Source organism: Singulisphaera acidiphila DSM 18658 (assembly GCF_000242455.2).
Taxonomy (GTDB): domain Bacteria; phylum Planctomycetota; class Planctomycetia; order Isosphaerales; family Isosphaeraceae; genus Singulisphaera; species Singulisphaera acidiphila.
The window spans coordinates 2,094,634-2,110,900 of record NC_019892.1; the positions used below are offsets into that span (position 1 = coordinate 2,094,634).

General features: G+C 59.2%; 17 protein-coding genes. 9 read left to right on the plus strand and 8 right to left on the minus strand.

Features of this window, described 5'->3' with window-relative positions; translation table 11 throughout:
* Positions 1–354 precede the first annotated feature (354 nt).
* The 3 genes from SINAC_RS08180 to SINAC_RS08190 all read left to right on the plus strand — a co-directional run bounded on the left by SINAC_RS08180 (position 355) and on the right by SINAC_RS08190 (position 2,092).
* Positions 355–870 carry a hypothetical protein gene (locus SINAC_RS08180; protein WP_020465682.1) on the plus strand — a complete coding sequence of 172 codons (516 nt, stop codon included), beginning with the start codon at positions 355–357 and terminating at the stop codon, positions 868–870.
* A gap of 102 nt (positions 871–972) precedes the next feature.
* The gene (locus tag SINAC_RS37920) at positions 973–1,536 is read left to right on the plus strand and encodes a hypothetical protein (protein WP_052315628.1); all 564 of its coding nucleotides are present in this window, start codon (positions 973–975) and stop codon (positions 1,534–1,536) included.
* 109 nt (positions 1,537–1,645) lie between these two features.
* Complete coding sequence (locus tag SINAC_RS08190; protein WP_015245217.1) at positions 1,646–2,092, plus strand: hypothetical protein; 447 nt, start codon at positions 1,646–1,648, stop codon at positions 2,090–2,092.
* Between the two features lie 111 nt (positions 2,093–2,203).
* On the opposite strand, the gene SINAC_RS08195 is transcribed toward SINAC_RS08190, so the two are convergent.
* From SINAC_RS08195 to SINAC_RS08205, 3 genes are read right to left on the minus strand one after another with little or no spacing between them, the layout of a single operon-like run.
* On the minus strand, positions 2,204–2,521 hold the full coding sequence (locus SINAC_RS08195; RefSeq protein ID WP_015245218.1) for a hypothetical protein: 318 nt from the start codon (positions 2,519–2,521) through the stop codon (positions 2,204–2,206).
* A 45-nt stretch (positions 2,522–2,566) separates the two neighbouring features.
* A complete protein-coding gene (locus SINAC_RS08200; protein WP_015245219.1) occupies positions 2,567–3,190 on the minus strand; it encodes a hypothetical protein in 624 nt (207 codons plus the stop codon).
* Positions 3,191–3,213: 23 nt separating this feature from the next.
* Positions 3,214–3,897: a hypothetical protein gene (locus SINAC_RS08205; protein ID WP_015245220.1), complete on the minus strand. Its 684-nt coding sequence runs from the start codon at positions 3,895–3,897 to the stop codon at positions 3,214–3,216.
* Between the two features lie 1,024 nt (positions 3,898–4,921).
* Here SINAC_RS08205 and SINAC_RS08215 point away from each other — a divergent pair.
* A complete protein-coding gene (locus SINAC_RS08215) occupies positions 4,922–5,173 on the plus strand; it encodes a hypothetical protein (RefSeq protein WP_015245222.1) in 252 nt (83 codons plus the stop codon).
* A 1,191-nt stretch (positions 5,174–6,364) separates the two neighbouring features.
* On the opposite strand, the gene SINAC_RS08220 is transcribed toward SINAC_RS08215, so the two are convergent.
* The 3 genes from SINAC_RS08220 to SINAC_RS08230 all read right to left on the minus strand — a co-directional run bounded on the left by SINAC_RS08220 (position 6,365) and on the right by SINAC_RS08230 (position 8,351).
* Positions 6,365–6,835: a hypothetical protein gene (locus tag SINAC_RS08220; protein WP_015245223.1), complete on the minus strand. Its 471-nt coding sequence runs from the start codon at positions 6,833–6,835 to the stop codon at positions 6,365–6,367.
* A 2-nt stretch (positions 6,836–6,837) separates the two neighbouring features.
* Positions 6,838–7,581, minus strand: a complete 744-nt coding sequence (locus SINAC_RS08225; RefSeq protein ID WP_015245224.1) for a hypothetical protein — start codon at positions 7,579–7,581, stop codon at positions 6,838–6,840.
* 287 nt (positions 7,582–7,868) lie between these two features.
* Positions 7,869–8,351, minus strand: coding sequence for a hypothetical protein (locus tag SINAC_RS08230; protein ID WP_015245225.1), 483 nt, complete (start codon positions 8,349–8,351; stop codon positions 7,869–7,871).
* Positions 8,352–8,710: 359 nt separating this feature from the next.
* On the opposite strand from SINAC_RS08230, the gene SINAC_RS08235 reads away from it, so the two are divergent.
* From SINAC_RS08235 to SINAC_RS08250, 4 genes are all read left to right on the plus strand, one after another.
* Positions 8,711–10,066 carry a TAXI family TRAP transporter solute-binding subunit gene (locus SINAC_RS08235; RefSeq protein ID WP_044147472.1) on the plus strand — a complete coding sequence of 452 codons (1,356 nt, stop codon included), beginning with the start codon at positions 8,711–8,713 and terminating at the stop codon, positions 10,064–10,066.
* Between the two features lie 460 nt (positions 10,067–10,526).
* Positions 10,527–11,810 (plus strand): beta-ketoacyl-[acyl-carrier-protein] synthase family protein, encoded by a 1,284-nt coding sequence (locus tag SINAC_RS08240; RefSeq protein ID WP_015245227.1) that lies wholly within the window; start codon positions 10,527–10,529, stop codon positions 11,808–11,810.
* Between the two features lie 268 nt (positions 11,811–12,078).
* Positions 12,079–13,386, plus strand: a complete 1,308-nt coding sequence (locus SINAC_RS08245; protein ID WP_015245228.1) for an MFS transporter — start codon at positions 12,079–12,081, stop codon at positions 13,384–13,386.
* Between the two features lie 45 nt (positions 13,387–13,431).
* Positions 13,432–14,001 carry a peroxiredoxin family protein gene (locus SINAC_RS08250; RefSeq protein ID WP_237722441.1) on the plus strand — a complete coding sequence of 190 codons (570 nt, stop codon included), beginning with the start codon at positions 13,432–13,434 and terminating at the stop codon, positions 13,999–14,001.
* A 54-nt stretch (positions 14,002–14,055) separates the two neighbouring features.
* Here the strand turns inward: SINAC_RS08250 and SINAC_RS08255 are convergent, their stop codons facing one another.
* Both SINAC_RS08255 and SINAC_RS08260 read right to left on the minus strand, forming a co-directional pair.
* Positions 14,056–14,868, minus strand: a complete 813-nt coding sequence (locus tag SINAC_RS08255) for a mycofactocin-coupled SDR family oxidoreductase (RefSeq protein ID WP_015245230.1) — start codon at positions 14,866–14,868, stop codon at positions 14,056–14,058.
* On the minus strand, positions 14,865–15,461 hold the full coding sequence (locus SINAC_RS08260; protein WP_015245231.1) for a carboxymuconolactone decarboxylase family protein: 597 nt from the start codon (positions 15,459–15,461) through the stop codon (positions 14,865–14,867). Before SINAC_RS08260 ends, SINAC_RS08255 begins: the two co-directional genes overlap by 4 nt.
* Positions 15,462–15,747: 286 nt before the next feature.
* On the opposite strand from SINAC_RS08260, the gene SINAC_RS08265 reads away from it, so the two are divergent.
* Positions 15,748–16,116 (plus strand): antitoxin, encoded by a 369-nt coding sequence (locus tag SINAC_RS08265; RefSeq protein WP_015245232.1) that lies wholly within the window; start codon positions 15,748–15,750, stop codon positions 16,114–16,116.
* Positions 16,117–16,267: the final 151 nt, after the last annotated feature.

Below are 16,267 nucleotides of genomic sequence, written 5' to 3' on the forward strand. Positions count from 1 at the left end.
GGTGGCGATTGGCGTCCTGGATACCCGAGCGGCCCGCGTTCAGCCGGTTCGAAGCCCTTCCGGAGAACTTGGGTTCGATGATGAGTTCGAGTCGGCGCCGGCGAAAAAATGGTCTGACTGGACGGACACCACTCGCTATGGGATTCGTCGAAGACCATAGGTCGAGGATCGCGGTCGAATCGCACGACTAAAAGTTAACGGAACGGTTAACGTTAACCTCCGTTAATTTGCTTGTCGCAAACCACTGCCTATCCTTCTCTTAGGAGCGAACAGCGTCAAAACATCTGAGGTCCGCACTTAAACGTTTGGCCAGACAGGTATGCCTGGCCTTCCCTTTACCACGAGGCAGCAACGATGAGCAAGCGAAAGCCCCCGAGTCAGCGCCCAGAGCGGCGGCGGAACCCTAAGCCAAGCGGGGATAAGCATCCCACTCACGACGAACTTTTGCGGCTCGTGGACCAGAACACTGAGATGCTGAAGCTCGTGTGGGACCGAAGGCGTAACGACAGCGACATCGTTGTCTTGGCTGATGTTCGACGAACAGAACTGCGCCATCTCGTCGAGGAATATTGGGGGCCGGTGGTGGTCGCTATCGCACTCGCGGAGTCGCATGCGACCGGGGATAGAAAGATGTTGGCGTTCATTCAGCCATCAACCTTCGCTGATAGCCTTCGTGGCGGCGACACTTGGTCGCACCGAGAGACAGGCAAGGAACTGCATGCTTTCGTGAAGATGGCCGCCGTCACTCCCGGCCTGGTTCCTCTGCTTGTTGTTTGCACTGGCGGACTCTGGGCTACCCAGTGGGCTGACCCCGAGTCGAACGTCGAGGTGATCCGGTATGCGCCCGAGGTCACGCCTGGCTGGAACTGAGGCTCCTTCCCTCGGGCCCGGGGTCAAAGCCGGGCCTCCCCTTCCCTTCGCTGAGAGACCAGAACAATGGCTAAGGCAACGATCGTCAAACGAGAGCAAAGGTTGCTCGAAACAACGGCCTACCACGAGGCGGGTCACGCCGTCGCTGCGACGATGTTGAAGCGAGCAATTTGTGAGCTCTCTATTGTCCCCACGGAAGACTCGCTAGGACACATACTGAAAACGAAGCCGCCCGATGGTTTTCGACCGGACATCAACGGGGACAACCGAACGCTCGCATGGATCGAGCGGGAGGTACTGATCGGGTTGGCTGGCCCGGCCGCCGAGGCGAAACACGTTGGCAGGTACGACCATCGCGGGGCCAGAGGGGACTACAAGATGGCTGCCAATCTCGCCAGCCACCATCACGGCTTCGGCAAGGTTCTCGAGAAATATCTCGACTACATGGTCGCGAGAGCTGAGGATTTCGTGGCCGCCCCTCACCACTGGGTCCAAATCGAAGACTTGGCGGCTGCCATCCTGGTCCACAAGGTCATGAAGCCGAAAGCAATCCGCGAGGTCTGTCGGGCCGCGATGAACGACAGCCCGAGGATCATCGCGCTCGGGAAATCCTGGATGGCCGAGGAGGAACGGAGACAGGCGAAAGACTTGGCGACACTCGGTTGACCCTCTCTTCAGTTTAGAGCGTGAATTGCTCACTTGTGCCCGGCTCCGTGTGGGGCCGGGAATCCCTCTGGTTCTGTTTCTTGCAACCTATCTCACGGAGATCGATTCGATGTTGAAAGCGACGCTTGCTTATCTTTTTGTCATAAACAAAGACAAGCCCGCGGGTTTCGAGGGTTTCGTGCCTCCGAATACGATCGAATTCACGCGGGGACCCGTCGAGTTCGACGTCTGTCCCGACAGCCTCCATGAGTCCGTTTTTCTGCGGATCGGTTCTCTCAAGCTGATTCTGGACACCGAGGAAGCTCGCCAACTCGCGGCGGCCCTGATCAGCCAGGTCGATGTGGTGGATAACGAAATCCAGGACAACCTCGACGAATACTATGTGGCGCTCGAGGATTTCGAGAAGCACGTTCAGGAGCACGGCGAGGATCTGAGTAAAATTTCGGCTGAAGAGCAGAAGACCCGCAATCTTCTCGGCAATCGGCTGAACAAAGCAGCCGCCAAATGCGAGAGTTTCTTCCTTAAAGCTGGCGAAGATTCCCCGAAGCGGGTTTGATCCTCCCCTTCCCTGCCCTCCAAAACACGAACGGCCCCGACGTTGGCTTGATGCCAGAGCCGGGGCAGTTCTGTTGCGTTGGTATCTCTTATCCGACTTCTCTTCCTTGTTTTACGACCGCACGACCCCATCCCAGATCAAATCAGGGTTGATCTTGCGACTCGCCCTTGTTGACGCGTGAGTGAGAACCTCGCGGATCGGCTCCACAGCCTCGTGGTGCTTCTCTTCCGACAGTTCCCATTCCTCGATCGCCTGGAGCCGGAACCGGACCATCTTTGGGCCGTGCTTGCTCGCGTCGTAGGATCCCTTGCCGAGCCACACGAATCGGATCCCGCGTTCCTTGACCCGCTCCCAGGCGAACCGCTCGTTGCAGCCCCAACGTTCCGCCAGGTCGGCGATCGTCAACAGTTTGGCGGGCGAAGGACCCATTTCTACTCCCTTCCCTCCGGGTTGCTTGTTACCCCATTGCGATCTCTACTCCCGTTCCTCACGCCCGAAACACCTCATCGCAGCCTTATAACGTGCCTCTCGAGCCTTTGCGATTGCCTCAGACCATAGGTAGGCGGCGGCGGCTTCGATCGGCGTGTCATAGGCTAGAGGAACAAAATCGTCAACATAAAAGGAGTAAGTATTCACTGTAATCTCAATAAGAAAGGATCCCGAGCGGCTCACGACGATCCATCTGTTCTCCCATTGCGTGACGTAATATCCTTCTTCGATCTTGAACGGCTCGCCTGATTTCTTTGCCCTGGTGGCCGCCGCGAGTTGATTCGGTGAAAGCAGAATCTTGGGATCGGCAGGTCCAGGCCAACCTTGAGCGGCTGCCCTCTGGACATCAATCCGATACGGGAAGAGCCATTCCTCGTAACTGCAATCGAACTGGTCCGGGGAACAAGAAATCGCTTCAATCAGGCGGCAATCCTGCTCCTTTTGAATGGTTCGCCGGTCGCAAGGGCCGACATTTAGGCCGTGGTAGACGTCCAACCATCCATCCAGTAGTTGGATTTCGTCTTGGTCCTCCAAGACGGGCTCGCCAGGGCGAACGATGAGGGATGCTGAATGCGGGGACTTCGGTGCCTTGTCATTCCTCTTGGCCATCGCGGTCGCTCCGTCCCTTGAGATTAGACTTGGGGCGTTCCTTTCCCGGAGCGTCCCGTAAGCTCTCTCAACTGCTCTCGGGTTGATTCCAACTCCTCGTCGGTGGGGTCTGGCGCGATGTCGATGAAGTAATCCGGGTCGATTCCCAGCATTTCCATTTTGGCTCGCCCCTTCGCCGGCTCGGCGTCCAGGAAGAAGGCACCCGCTTTGTAGTCGTCGTCCCAGAGGATTCGGTAGGCAAAGCAGTCGAGCATGAATTCCCAAGGTTCCTTGTCGCGACTGGTTTCGGTCGGCGGCTTGAAACCCGTGAAGTCTCTGCACTTGCGGTAAGCCGTCAGAATCCGCCGCCGCAACCGGGTGATATCATCGGCCGATTCCGGCCCCTCACGCCTGACGTCATCCTCAACGTCGATTTCTACCCCCACTTCTCTTCGCAGATGCTCAAAGACGGCAGCCACGGTCCCTTCGGTCATCGCCGTCAGGTCTGGAGCCGGTTCACTCTTGTCCCGCAACGCCTTGCCCACCAACAGAAGCATCGCGATCTGCTGATTGGGCTGGAGACGGTCGAAAATCGCCACGCCAGTCTCGAAGTCCCCAGCGAAGTCGAATGATTCCTCGATCGCGTCCCACAGGAGATCAATCCCCTCGCGAAAGAGCTCCCACTCCGCGACCTTCAAGGTCCGCACGCCCTTTTCGGTCCGCCACATGCTCCATCTCCTGGTTAAAGGGAATCTAAGGCTGATTTCACTATTATGGATTTGAGGGCCGATTGCGAGCGCTTTCCCTCCCCGGATCACTTTCGTGACGCCACGAAAGTGATCCAAAACCTGCTGGCGACCTTGTTCTTGAACCCATGTTCAGGTTCGACTAGAATTTGATTTGGCCGGAGTCGGTTTCAGGTCTGGGCGAGGTCAGACGTCCAGACTGTTGGATTCCAGCCCGCATGTTTGGGCGGATTCAGGTTGATGAGGTCGGCTGGTCGGAGTGATGTCCCGGCCAGTCGCTCGGGTCAGCGAAGGTCATGAACGAAAACTCCCTCACACGGGTCAGGCCGCGTGAGGGAGTTTTCGTTTTCAGGTCGATCATCGGTCGGGCTGCGCCCGAAGGGACGGCCAGAGGAAAGGAATGGCGACGTGGCAGCGGACGAGTGACAGCCGATCCAAACCCCGCCTAGTTTCCCAGACGTAAGCTAGGCTTCAACCGGGTAGCCAGATACCGCTGAGTCTGGGGATTTGCTGGGTACACGGCCCTGCCGGGCGACATCCCTACCTCCTCTTTTTTTCCCCAAGGAGATCTCGCCTTGCCCACGCTCATCCTCCGAGGCGGTCCGTTCGATGGACACGTCGTCGAGTCGGCTTCTGACGACACCACGGTCCCGCTCAGTATTGGCCTTCACCGCACAGGCGCAACCGCTGCGGTTGCCGTCGCAAACCCGGATACGCTTCCCGCGGTAGAGCAGTGGACGATTCGCAACTCGTCGTTGCCGCCCGAAAACTCCGATCTTCCTGTAGCACATTATCAGGGAGCGAGGACGACGGATACGGACGGGCATTGGATCTTTGATTTCTCACAATCCAGGTAGCTTGTCGGCCGCCCCTCGAAGTCCAAGCTGAACTTGACCGGATTCGATCGCCGGTCGAGTGATATCAGGGAGGGAGTTGGGGCCCTTCCAGATCAGATTTGTTGCCAGACCAGCGAACAATCAACCAAAAACCGAGCAAGGGATACCAGATGCCAGACGCGAGCAAACCGAACGACAGACACGGGATGTTCAAGATTATCGCGAAAGAGGAATTCCCGGACGCCGATGATCAAATCATTTCCCTAATTGTAGAAATAATGATGAGAGAGGAAAAGGTCTCGCTACTCAGATATCGAACACGTCTCTTTGGAACGTTCACTCCTGGGGAAGTCATGGCGTTAAAACGATGTGACATGCGGGCGGCAAAGTTTGATGGCCGTACACCTGACGTGGATGAGTGATTCCGCTTGCTACTGAGCGAATATCCTCTCGCCACTCCCCCTGCCCGACTACCGGATCACTACCGGACTCGCCTCGGGATACCGCGATTCCTTGCGAATTTTTGCGCCGGTAGAATACCGTTTGCAAATGGGTCGATTTCGGTTACAATGCTTGTGCTGTAACGCTTTATGACAATTCGACTGGCTGGTTTTGGTCGCTTTACACGCAGGATGTCGGGGGTTCGAGTCCCTCATCGCCCATTCTTAAACTCACCAGCAGTATAGGCTTCCGGCTACACACGTCGGGTTACATCTGGTTACAAATCCCGGTTACACTCTGGGTTATAAAACCGTCCGGCTCAACGGTCGTAAACCGGCAATTCATTCCCATCGTCCATGTTACGGCCAAGTCCGCTTAGGCTAGGAAATCAGTATGCGGCGTCTGGCCCCCCGTACCACCTTGGCGGGTCATTGACGGGAACCTCGTTATTCCGTTCGGCCTGTCCGTTCTGAGGATGAGACAGTCTTGAGGGCTTGGCGACTTCGGAGAGGACAGGCTGTCTACGATGCGACTGATACCACGCATGGGGTGGTGTGTGGCTGTGCGAACTTCATTTGGAAACGAGAGCATCGTGACCACCAGGGATGTTCGCACATCCGAGCTATGCGCGTGTTGGGGTTGCTTGACCTCTCGGGCTGAGTACGGCACAATCAAGTGGACCGTTGACCAGTCGCGAGTGTCTTGGTCACAGAAACTGGTTTTAACAGAGTCGACGATGCGATAAATCTGGATTTGTCCATATTGCGAGTCTGCATTTCACTGTTTCCGATGAGAGTGGCGACAGGATTATTCATGCCAAAGATGTCATGATGCTCATTGGTTTTAGTAAATGCTCATAAAAATTTTCTTGGACTCAAAAGGGCTGTTCGAACCCGGATTGTAGAAAGACGACACTCGACGCTCAGCTGTAGTATCGCGGTACTTTGCCATCCCACATCCAAAGAACCAGGGAGTGGGGATTGCTCGCACTATCAACGTTTGCAAAATCCTATCCCTCTTATGTACCTCGTGTGATTCAGGAAGATTGCCAGGAAGCTGTTGCCATCTGCGAGTTGAGTCCGAAAGCTTCGGCCACTCTTTCTTTTTTTATGAAGCGAGAAAAACCTGCTCCCTCGAGAAAGTTGGGGGCAGGGAGATTGGTGTGCGGCCACTCACGAGTCGAAATCGTCCAAGGTCATATTCCCCGTAGGCTTCAGCACCTTGGACCATTGCAGGTGGACGTAGCCGATCCAAGCCGATAGGGCGAGGAACGCCGAGTACGCCGCCAGTTCCCACCACGAAGACCATTCGCGACTAGCGGGCAATACGCCGAGGAGGCTGAGGAGACCTTTTGCGGCTCCCAATGACCCGATCACGGGGATTATCAGGCAGAACCACGCGATACCCCTCGCCCATTTCGGATCTCTGCAAACGACCGCACGGTAATCCGCGAACAGAACGAAGGTCGCTGGAATCACGAAGATGACCCCGAGCACGGCGGGACTGCCGATCTGCTCTCGCTGAGCGGGGGCACACAGGGCAACCAGGAGTGCCATCGAGACGACCAGGACGAGGCTGGCCACGATGGACAGAAAGGCCGCACTCGCAAGTATGGTCCACGGAACTTGGAGTTTTGACTTCATCTTCAGGACTTCCCCAACACCAAGTCCACTACCCAGCAGCCACGAACGTGGGGCAACTCGCTTCGGCAGTGATCCATCATCTCATGATTTGCGCAACCGCCTTCCTTCAGGGCTGCACCAAGTAGGGGCATCCGCTCAAAGTCACGTTCGTCGTAGATTGAGCGGGCGAGGCTCACGACGTTGGGAGTCAGCCAGGTACGGCTGAAGAACACGAAGGGTAGGAACGGGTCGCCGAAGACACAGCGTAACAGCCAATCTCCCGGCCAGGGAACCCTCGGGATGTTGTGGTGCCACCAATCGTGATCGAACGGGCCTCGGCTGCATGCCGCCTCGGCAAGACTCGCCGCTGCCAGCAAGCGGCTCTCGACTGCCTTATCAACCGCTGGTTCGTTCTCTTCGAGTTGTTCGGGCGTGAGAACGCCCATCTCGACTAGCCTTTGAACGCTGGATGGTATTGAGCCGTCCGGGTGCCACTTCCTCCACTCCCCGGGTAGGAAATCGTTGCCGAAGGTCGGGATCTCCGCTAAAAAAATCGCATTCGACCTTTCCTTTGGGGTTGCGTGTCCATCGGCGAAACGTTCTGCGACCTCGACCGCCCGATGACTTCTGACATCGTAGAGCAGGTGCCAGATCGCGCGACAGCCGCCGCAGAGATAGAGCCGCCCCTTGCGTTCGCTGGCCACACCTTTTAACCCCGCGATCATCTTGATCGGGTCTTTGGATCGCCGCCACTCTTTGCTTGTCATGTCTTAATCTCGAAGGCTACAGCGGTTCCCACCTGGCATGCTAATCTGAGGCCGTGGGTGATGCTCCCCTTCCATCGCCTTTCCCGGATGATAGCCTGTTGCCCGACTGAGTGAGAGGCGGCTCATGTCCAAAGGCCCAAGACGCTGCCGCCCGCTGTCTGCAGCAATGGCGAATGGCGAATGGCGAATGGCGAATGGCGAATGGCGATGAGGAAATGGGGCCGAGCCCACGATCAGGATCTGGGTGGGGCAGCCCAATGATTCGCGTTCGCTCGCGGAGACTTGCGTCAGGGGCTCGGTCGGTCGTCCTTTACGGCAAGGAGATGGCTCAGGATTGCTCCTACGATGCCAAAGAGGATGATCCCTAATGATTGGCTGACTTGTTCGTAAGCGATCAGATAATTGCCTGCCGCTTCTCCGTTCATCCCCAAGGGTAACGTCCTGATATGGGGCTGGAGGAGTGCGGTGCCCCACTCGATGAATAGCAACGGCTTATCGATCGGGCCGAAACCGAGACCGCCGACATCCCATTTCGGCAAGTGGGCGATGAGGAGGTAGGTCCAGCCGAAGACGGCAAAACCGACCCAAGGGGCGCGAGTACTACCTCGTCGGGTAATAGCACCGACCAGAGCTCCAGCGATCAAGAGAATGGCCATAGTGTAGGTCGCACTCGCCCAGAACGCATTCGCATTTCGCAGGGCCGCAAAGCCGAAGGCAAAGTAGAGAACGAAAGCCATCAAATTGGTGAGGGTGAAGCGGACGCGGGTCATATTCCCTGCTCCAATGGTATGCTTCAGGTAGTGACCTCGACTTGACCGACGACTTCACGATAAATGGTGGTCAAGCCGACTGCGGCGTTGGCGATTCAGGTGATGCAGGGTATCTTGAGCATGGGATGTGCCTTGGGGAGTGTGTGCCGCAGAACCGACCCACTTTCGGGACTACCCCCCCCCTTGTGTAATCAAGATGCCATAGTCTGGCATCATGAATTTCAAAACGAGATGCGTTTGTTTTTGACAGATGCAGAGGACCGTCCCGAAGTTCGGGATGCCGCGACGGCGGGGCAACCGTCTGTAGTTCCTTTTCAGGAAATTGGGCCGTGCCCTCCTCATCTCAACCAATCGTGACGATGCCAAAGCCGCGCAGCCAGGGCAAGCCTGCGCTTGCTGCATGGGTCTGGATTCTCGGCTCTTGCCTGGCGGTGCTGATCGCGACGTACATGATCTTCGTCGAGCCACCGCCGCCGCGCAAAATCGTCATTGCGAGTGGGGGCAAGAACGGGGCCTACTTCCACTATGCCCAGAAATATGCGGAGGAATTGCAAAAGGAGGGCCTGTCCGTCGAGGTGCGCGAGACGGCGGGCTCGGTGGAAAACCTGCGACTGCTGGGGCAGGAAAGCTCGGGGGTGGCGGTCGCCATCATTCAGAGCGGCCTGGCCGGCCCGGAGGATTTGCAGCACTTTTATGCCCTGGGTAGCCTCTATCGTGAGCCCTTGTGGGTCTTCTATCGCGGCGACAAGCCGCTTGATCGCCTCAGTCAGCTTGCGGGCAAACGCATTGGAGTCGGCCCGCCGGGCAGCGGGACGTACTCCATTGCCATGCAGTTGCTTGCCGCCAACGGCCTGATCGAATCCAAAACGTCGAAGGAGAATTCGCGGGCCGTGCTGGTTCAGGAGAGTGTTGCTGTTGCCGCCAAGGCTTTGCAGAAGGGAGAGCTGGATGCGGCGTTTTTCGTCGCCGCCTTCGAGGCCGATTACATCCAGGATCTCCTGAGCGATAACCGTGTAAAACTACTGAACTTCGACCAGCACGAGGCCTATCATCGCCGATTCCGATTCCTGGCCCCGGTCACCGTGCCGGCTGGATTGGTAGACCTCGGCCAGAACATCCCCGGCCAGGACGTTGCTCTGCTGGCGCCGACTGCCATGCTGGTGGTTCGCAAGGATTTCCACCCCGCCCTGGTCCCTCTGTTGCTCACGACCGCGACGCGCATTCACGGCAAAGGGGACGAGATTTCCGAGCCTGGTGAATTTCCCTCCCAATCCTATTGCGACTTCCCCGTGAGTGAGGACGCGAGGCACTTTTACAAGTCCGGCCCGCCCGTGCTGCAGCGGCTGCTCCCGTTCTGGCTGGCTTCGCTGGTCGATCGGGCCAAGGTGATGCTCATCCCGATGATCATGCTCATGATGCCCTTGCTCCGTGCGACTCCACCGCTGATGCGCTGGCGAACAAGGCGAAAGATTTACCTCTGGTATTCTGACCTGCGGGAAATCGACCAGAGACTGATCACCGGCCTCTCGGGCCCCGAACTGGACAAGGAACTCGCGCGACTGAAAGACATCGAACTCCAAGTGGCTTATGTAGACGTTCCACTAAGCTACATGAAGGAGTTTTACCATCTCCGCCTGCACCTGGCGATGCTGCAGCAGCACGTCAACGAATGGCGGGCACGAAGCGAGCCGACTGTTGAGGATGCAAAGTCCTAAATAGGAAAAAGTCGACTTGGTATCATTGGTGGATGCGTTTTGGCGGCCTTCACATCGGGAGCGATCTGGACGCAGTCGAGTCGATCGAAGGTGGGATTTGGTCTCGTCAGCACAAATCCGATCAAGGGGTCGGAGCCTGCGCGGAAATCAAGGAGGGTACTGGGCCCCCTCCCCCGGTAATCGCAAGACGGACTGTCGCCGTAGTGGCTCATCGGGTCCCACCGCCCCGAGGTTGTTGATTTTGGATTACGGTCGTCATATGATTTGACGCGTCCTGATTCCCTCGGAGAGCTCGCCCGAGCCGAAACTTTGGGGAAGGAGTCGAGGCGCAGATCGCATACTATGGTCGGATTGCAGACTTCGACTCGAAGGGATCGATAGGACGTGGCCAGGGCCGGACTCGATCGGTTGTGAAGCCGACGTTGCGAGCCTTGGCCACGAGCTGTTGGGGAGAGAACGCGTGCAACGACGAGTGGTAGTGACCGGCATGGGGATGATTACGCCGGTGGGGGGCGATGTTGAGTCGTCCTGGCGCTCGCTTTGCGAGGGGCGCGGAGGGGTAGGACCGATCACTCTGTTCGACGCGTCGACGTTCGCCACGCGAATCGCCGGTGAGGTTGCGGGGTTTCGCCTGGGTGACTACCGGGCGGATGCTGCTCGGTGGGTCGAATACAGCCGGACCTCGCAATTTGCGTTGGCGGCGGCGACGCTGGCGGTGACCCACGCCGGGATCGGCGATGCTGCAATCGATCCCACCCGTTTTGGAGTCTACCTTGGCTCTGGGGAAGGCCAGCAAGACTTCAACCGCTTCGTCGAACTCGTCCACAGCTCAAGCGCTGAGGGGCACTTCAACCCGGCCAAGTTCACGAGCTACGGAATCGAGAGACTTCAACTGATCAGTGAGGCGGATCAGGAGCATGGGGGACCGGCTGGGTATCTGGCGGCCGTCTTCAATGCCAGAGGACCCAACTCGACCTGCCAGACAGCGTGCGCTGCAAGCGCACAAGCGATCGGCGAGGCGACGGAGTTGATTCGCCGGGGTGATGCCGACGTGATGCTTGCGGGGGGCACGCACAGCATGGTCCACCCGCTCGGCCTTACCGGGTTCATCCTGCTCACGGCGATGTCGACCCGCAACGAGGATTATGCGACGGCAAGCCGCCCGTTCGACCGGAACCGTGATGGGTTCGTCCTCGGCGAGGGGGGAGGAATGCTCGTCCTCGAGGAATTGGAGCACGCCAAGGCCCGAGGGGCGACCATCTACGGTGAGATCGCCGGGCACTGCTCGACGGCCGACGCCTTTCGCCTGACCGACAGCCACGACCAAGGCCGAGGCGCCATCGCGGCGATGCGCGGGGCCATGACCGACGCCGGGGTCGACGCTTCCGAGATCGGCTACATCAATGCGCACGGCACGAGCACTCCCTCCAACGACTCGATCGAGACCCTGTCGATCAAGCGAGTCTTCGGCGACGACGCGTATCGCGTGCCAATCTCGAGCACCAAGAGCATGACGGGCCACCTTGTTTCGGCTGGCGGTGCCGTCGAAGCGATCGCCTGCCTGCTGGCGATCCGCGACGGAGTTCTGCCGCCGACGATCAACCTGGAGAATCAGGATCCGGAGTGCGACCTCGACTATTTGCCTCGCCAGGCCCGTGAGCAAGAGGTCGACGTGGTCCTTTCCAACAGCTTCGGATTCGGCGGCCAGAACACGGCTTTAATTGTGCGCCGGTTCACGGATTGATCGCGGCCGATTCGCTCACCAAAATTCGGAGTTCGTCCCCTTCCGGCGAGGGGGGGCGGCTTCTCGGATTCCGAACGTCGAGTTGGCCACGGCTGCTCCTGACTCGGTGATTGCTCACTCGTTGACTTTGACGACTGTTCAGCGGTGCAATCGCGAAGGCCATTGCGTTGAAGCTGGAAAACGAACCTCAGCCCGGTGCTGCCCGTCCACCTCACGGGCCGGGTGTGTTCTGCCCCGGTCCAAGCTGGGCACGGAGAGGAACGACGCGATGAGCGAGGCCGAGCCGATGAGAGTGCGGAGATATCACTATGCCTGGGTGATCGCCGGTCTGACGTTCTTGACTCTTCTGGCGACGGCCGGTGTCAGGGCCACGCCGAGCGTTCTGATCGTGCCGCTCGAACGCGAGTTCGGCTGGAGCCGAGCGACGATTTCGCTGGCGATCTCGGTCAATCTGTTGCTTTATGGGTTGATCGGTCCGTTCGCCGCCGCGCTCATGGATCGAGTGGGCGTTCGGCGGACGATGCTCGGATCGCTGGCGGCGGTCGCCACGGGCGTGGCGCTCTCGACTCAGATCTCGACCCCCTGGCAGCTCGTCTTGCTCTGGGGCGTGGTTGTCGGAGGGGGAACGGGGATGACGGCCCTAGTCCTTGGCGCGACGGTCGTCAACCGCTGGTTCGCCGAGCGCAGGGGGCTGGTGCTGGGTGTTTTGACGGCGAGTTCGGCCACGGGACAGATGGTCTTCCTACCCGCCTTGGCCGCGACCGTCTCACGGTACGGGTGGCGGCCGGCGGTACTGGTCGTCGCTGGTGTCGCGGCTCTCCTCTTACCTCTCATCGCCTTTCTGATGCGCGATCGTCCCGAGGATATCGGTCTTCGTCCGTTCGGGGCGGCTGCGGATGCGGCGCTGGTGACGACCAGGGTGGACCGACCGTTTGCCGCCGCGGTTGGGGCGCTTCGCGACGGCTTGCGGTCGCGCGACTTCTGGCTCCTGGCGGGGAGCTTCTTCGTCTGTGGCCTGAGCACCAACGGGCTGGTTGGAACCCACCTGATCCCCGCCTGCATGGACGCCGGCATCCCCGAGATTCACGCGGCCGGCCTGCTCGCGGCTATGGGGCTGTTCGACCTGTTGGGGACGACCGCCTCGGGGTGGCTCTCCGACCGATACGATAACCGTGTGCTGTTATGCTGGTACTATGCCCTCAGGGGACTCGCCCTGATCTACCTCCCCTTCGGCCTGGTCGACGCCTCGTGGGGGCTCTCCGCCTTTGCCGTTCTCTATGGGCTCGACTGGATCGCAACGGTGCCGCCGACAGTCAAGCTGACGGCCGACGCGTTCGGTCGGGAGCGGTCGGGAATCATGTTCGGCTGGATCGTCGCCGCGCACCAACTGGGGGCGGCCGTTGCCACCTTCGGGGCGGGCACAATTCGCTCGGTGATCGGTGACTATCAGCCCGCGTTCCTGACCTCCGGAGGCTTCTGCCTTGTCACTGCCGCGATGGTCCTGCAAATTGGCCGAGGCCGGACCTCGACACTCGCGGTCCAGGTTGACCCCGAGACAGAAGTCGCCGTCGCCTGATCCTCGGTGGATTCATTCCGCCTGCACATGATCTCGGGGGACGTTGTGAGGAGGATTGCGACCGTCCTACTGCTCGTTGCCGCTGGGGCCGCCTTTGTGGCTGCAATTGCCACGCGATCCCGCGTCGGGCACCCGGTCACCGCCCGGATGCAGGCTGCCGCAGGTGCGGTGGCCGGAAGCCTTGTCCCCTCGCTGCCGGAGCGTGCGCAGGGGCGCCCGATGGTCATTATCTTTATCAAGGACGGTTGCCCGTGCAGTGAAGCGGCTGACCCTTGCTTTCGCCGCCTTTTCATGGCTTACAGAGGCCGGGTTGCGTTTGTGGGAGTCATCGACGGCGAAACTCCCGACGCTGAGCGTTGGACCCGGGAGCATGACACCCCCTACCCCGTCATCGCCGACCCGGATCTGAAGATCGTTCATGCCTATCAGGCTGAACGATCCGCCTACGTGGCGCTGGTCACGCGGGAAGGGACCGTTGACCGCCTCTGGCCCGGCTATTCGGCCAGCATGCTCCGCGAGTTGGGAACCCGGCTGGCAGCCGGTGTTGGAGTGACCGAGGTGAAGCTCGACGTCAGCGATGCGCCGGAGGAGTTGACCTCGGGATGTTCGTTTTAGGCCCGAGGGCAGTACAGCCGGCTATGCTATGGGTTGAAACCAATCACTTGTTGGTTAGCGAGTCAAAAGGCCCGCGTCGAGGACGAACTGGGAACCGGTGACGAAGCGAGCCCGGTCGGATGCCAGAAAGACGACGGCTTCCGCAACATCCTCCGGCTCGACCCAGGGGACCGAAAGCAGATTTCCGGCCGATCGCTCAGCGATTTGCAAAGGCGTTGCCCCTTCCAGGGCCGCCAGCCCATCGTTCATCGGTGTATTGACGCCTGTCGGATGGATCGAGATGACTCGGATGCCGTGCGGCGCTAACTCGATGGCCCATGACTTGGTCAGGCCGACGAGTCCCCACTTTGACGCTGCGTAGTGGCTCAGTCGAGCCATCCCACGCAGGCCGGCTACCGATGAATTATTGATGATGACACCTGATCGTTGTGCAATCATCTGAGGAATGACGTGGCGGGCGACGATCCAGGCTCCCTTGAGGTTGATGTCGAGCATCGCGTCCCACGCGGCCTCGGTCAGCTCATGCGAGAGTCCATAGGCACAGATTCCCGCATTATTGAACAGCAGGTCGATTTGGCCAAATCGCTCGACTACGGCTGCGACGATCGCCGAGATTGCTTCATTGTCGCGGACGTCGGCCGTGAAGGTCAGGCAGTCCACTCCCAGGGTCAGGCAGGCTGCGCGCAACGAGTCCAGATCGGCGGAGGTGCCGAGCGCGTAGCCGGGGTACTCAAGAGGCTGGGCGACATCGATGGCGACGATCTGAAAGCCGTCGCGTGCTAGCGCCAGCACCGTCGCACGCCCTTGCCCGTGCGCAGCCCCTGTCACGACCGCAACTTTTCCCGTGAGTTTGGCCCCACCGCTCATTCGCTTGCCCTCACTTCGGAAGCTTTTCGATACGGCCAGAGGTATTCGTCGAGGTCGACCCGCAACGCGTTGTTGAAAAGGTTTGTGGCAACCATCAAGCCGCCGAAAGCGGTGAGCAGGACCACTTGTTCCGCATCGAACATGGCCTTGAGCCGCTTGAAGAGGTCGTCGGACACTTCGTGCGGGTTGTGGGCGAGTTGCCGGCCATAGTCGATGAGCAATTGCTCGCGCTCGTCGAGAGTCGGGTGATCCGGGTCGTCCCCCGCGTCGGTCAGAATGCGCCGGAAGAAGGTCGAGCAGACCAGACAATTCGTCGCGGTCGAGATGGCGTGAGCGAAAAGCAGAGCCGGCCGTTCGCCGAGGAATTCGACGATGGCGTCGCGAAGCTCGTACCAGGTCATCAGCGACCGCAGAGCGACCGGTGACCTGGCCAGCGTCTGCTTCATGTTGGTCAAACGACCATGAGCCGCGCGGACGTGCTCCAGGGCCTCACGCCTCGGTTCATCGGTCTCAGCCTCAGAGAGAGGGTCGATCCTTGCCATGCTGGTCATGCCGTGGTGGTTCTGGTCAGTCCGGTCCTCGTGCTTGACCACGAGCGGATCCGAACGACGTTCCCTAATCCTGTCAATCTCGATCGATGGAGTCAACTACCCCGTTGGGTTCCCCTGCTGGCGTGCGTGAACCGAGCCCGGCTTTCTGTCACCTCTGATTTTCGATCTGGCTTGTTCTCGGTTCGATGGCGAACGGAAGGGCGGTGATCCCCTTGTGAGAACTGGGCTGTCAGATCGGTCCGCTCGGCATGAGCTTTGCATTTCTCGTGTGGCTTCGAGCGCGTCGTGCGTTTCGTTTCCGATCCTCTCGCCCTTAAGGAATACTCTGATGAAATCTTGGCTGATCCGGACCGTGCGTGCCTCGTCACTGCTCTTTGGCACGGTGGTACTTTTCTCGGGTTGTGGTGAACCCAAGGGACCCGCCGAACAGGCAGGAGAGAAAATCGATCAGGGGATCCAGGAGGCCAAAGACGCGGTCAATCCCCCGAGTACTGGTGAGAAGGTTGGCCATGCCATCGACAAAGCGGGGGAGAATGCCGCCAATGCCCTTGATAAGGCGGAGGATAAGGCCAGCCATGCCCTTGATAAAGCGGGGGAAAAGATCGAGGAGGGCATCCACAACGCCAAGGACGCGATCAATCACCCGGGGACCGCTGAGAAAGCCGGCCAGGCCGTCGACAAAGCTGTGAATCCTTGACGACCTTTGGGACGAATTCCATTCCCTGTTGAGAATGCACCGGCGCCCGGATGGCTTTCCAGAGTCGCCGGGCGATTCGGTTTTCTTTGATTCGGACTGGTTTGCAATCAGAAAGCCTTGTTGACCTAGGCCGTGCATGGCGATTGCCTTC

What these genes read in the sequence shown, in the direction of transcription:
- SINAC_RS08180 (WP_020465682.1), top strand. Translation starts at nt 355, where the DNA reads ATGAGCAAGCGAAAGCCCCCGAGTCAGCGCCCAGAGCGGCGGCGGAAC.
- SINAC_RS08190 (WP_015245217.1), top strand. Translation starts at nt 1,646, where the DNA reads ATGTTGAAAGCGACGCTTGCTTATCTTTTTGTCATAAACAAAGACAAG.
- SINAC_RS08195 (WP_015245218.1), bottom strand. Translation starts at nt 2,521, where the DNA reads ATGGGTCCTTCGCCCGCCAAACTGTTGACGATCGCCGACCTGGCGGAA.
- SINAC_RS08200 (WP_015245219.1), bottom strand. Translation starts at nt 3,190, where the DNA reads ATGGCCAAGAGGAATGACAAGGCACCGAAGTCCCCGCATTCAGCATCC.
- SINAC_RS08205 (WP_015245220.1), bottom strand. Translation starts at nt 3,897, where the DNA reads ATGTGGCGGACCGAAAAGGGCGTGCGGACCTTGAAGGTCGCGGAGTGG.
- SINAC_RS08215 (WP_015245222.1), top strand. Translation starts at nt 4,922, where the DNA reads ATGCCAGACGCGAGCAAACCGAACGACAGACACGGGATGTTCAAGATT.
- SINAC_RS08220 (WP_015245223.1), bottom strand. Translation starts at nt 6,835, where the DNA reads ATGAAGTCAAAACTCCAAGTTCCGTGGACCATACTTGCGAGTGCGGCC.
- SINAC_RS08225 (WP_015245224.1), bottom strand. Translation starts at nt 7,581, where the DNA reads ATGACAAGCAAAGAGTGGCGGCGATCCAAAGACCCGATCAAGATGATC.
- SINAC_RS08230 (WP_015245225.1), bottom strand. Translation starts at nt 8,351, where the DNA reads ATGACCCGCGTCCGCTTCACCCTCACCAATTTGATGGCTTTCGTTCTC.
- SINAC_RS08235 (WP_044147472.1), top strand. Translation starts at nt 8,711, where the DNA reads ATGCCAAAGCCGCGCAGCCAGGGCAAGCCTGCGCTTGCTGCATGGGTC.
- SINAC_RS08245 (WP_015245228.1), top strand. Translation starts at nt 12,079, where the DNA reads ATGAGCGAGGCCGAGCCGATGAGAGTGCGGAGATATCACTATGCCTGG.
- SINAC_RS08255 (WP_015245230.1), bottom strand. Translation starts at nt 14,868, where the DNA reads ATGAGCGGTGGGGCCAAACTCACGGGAAAAGTTGCGGTCGTGACAGGG.
- SINAC_RS08265 (WP_015245232.1), top strand. Translation starts at nt 15,748, where the DNA reads ATGAAATCTTGGCTGATCCGGACCGTGCGTGCCTCGTCACTGCTCTTT.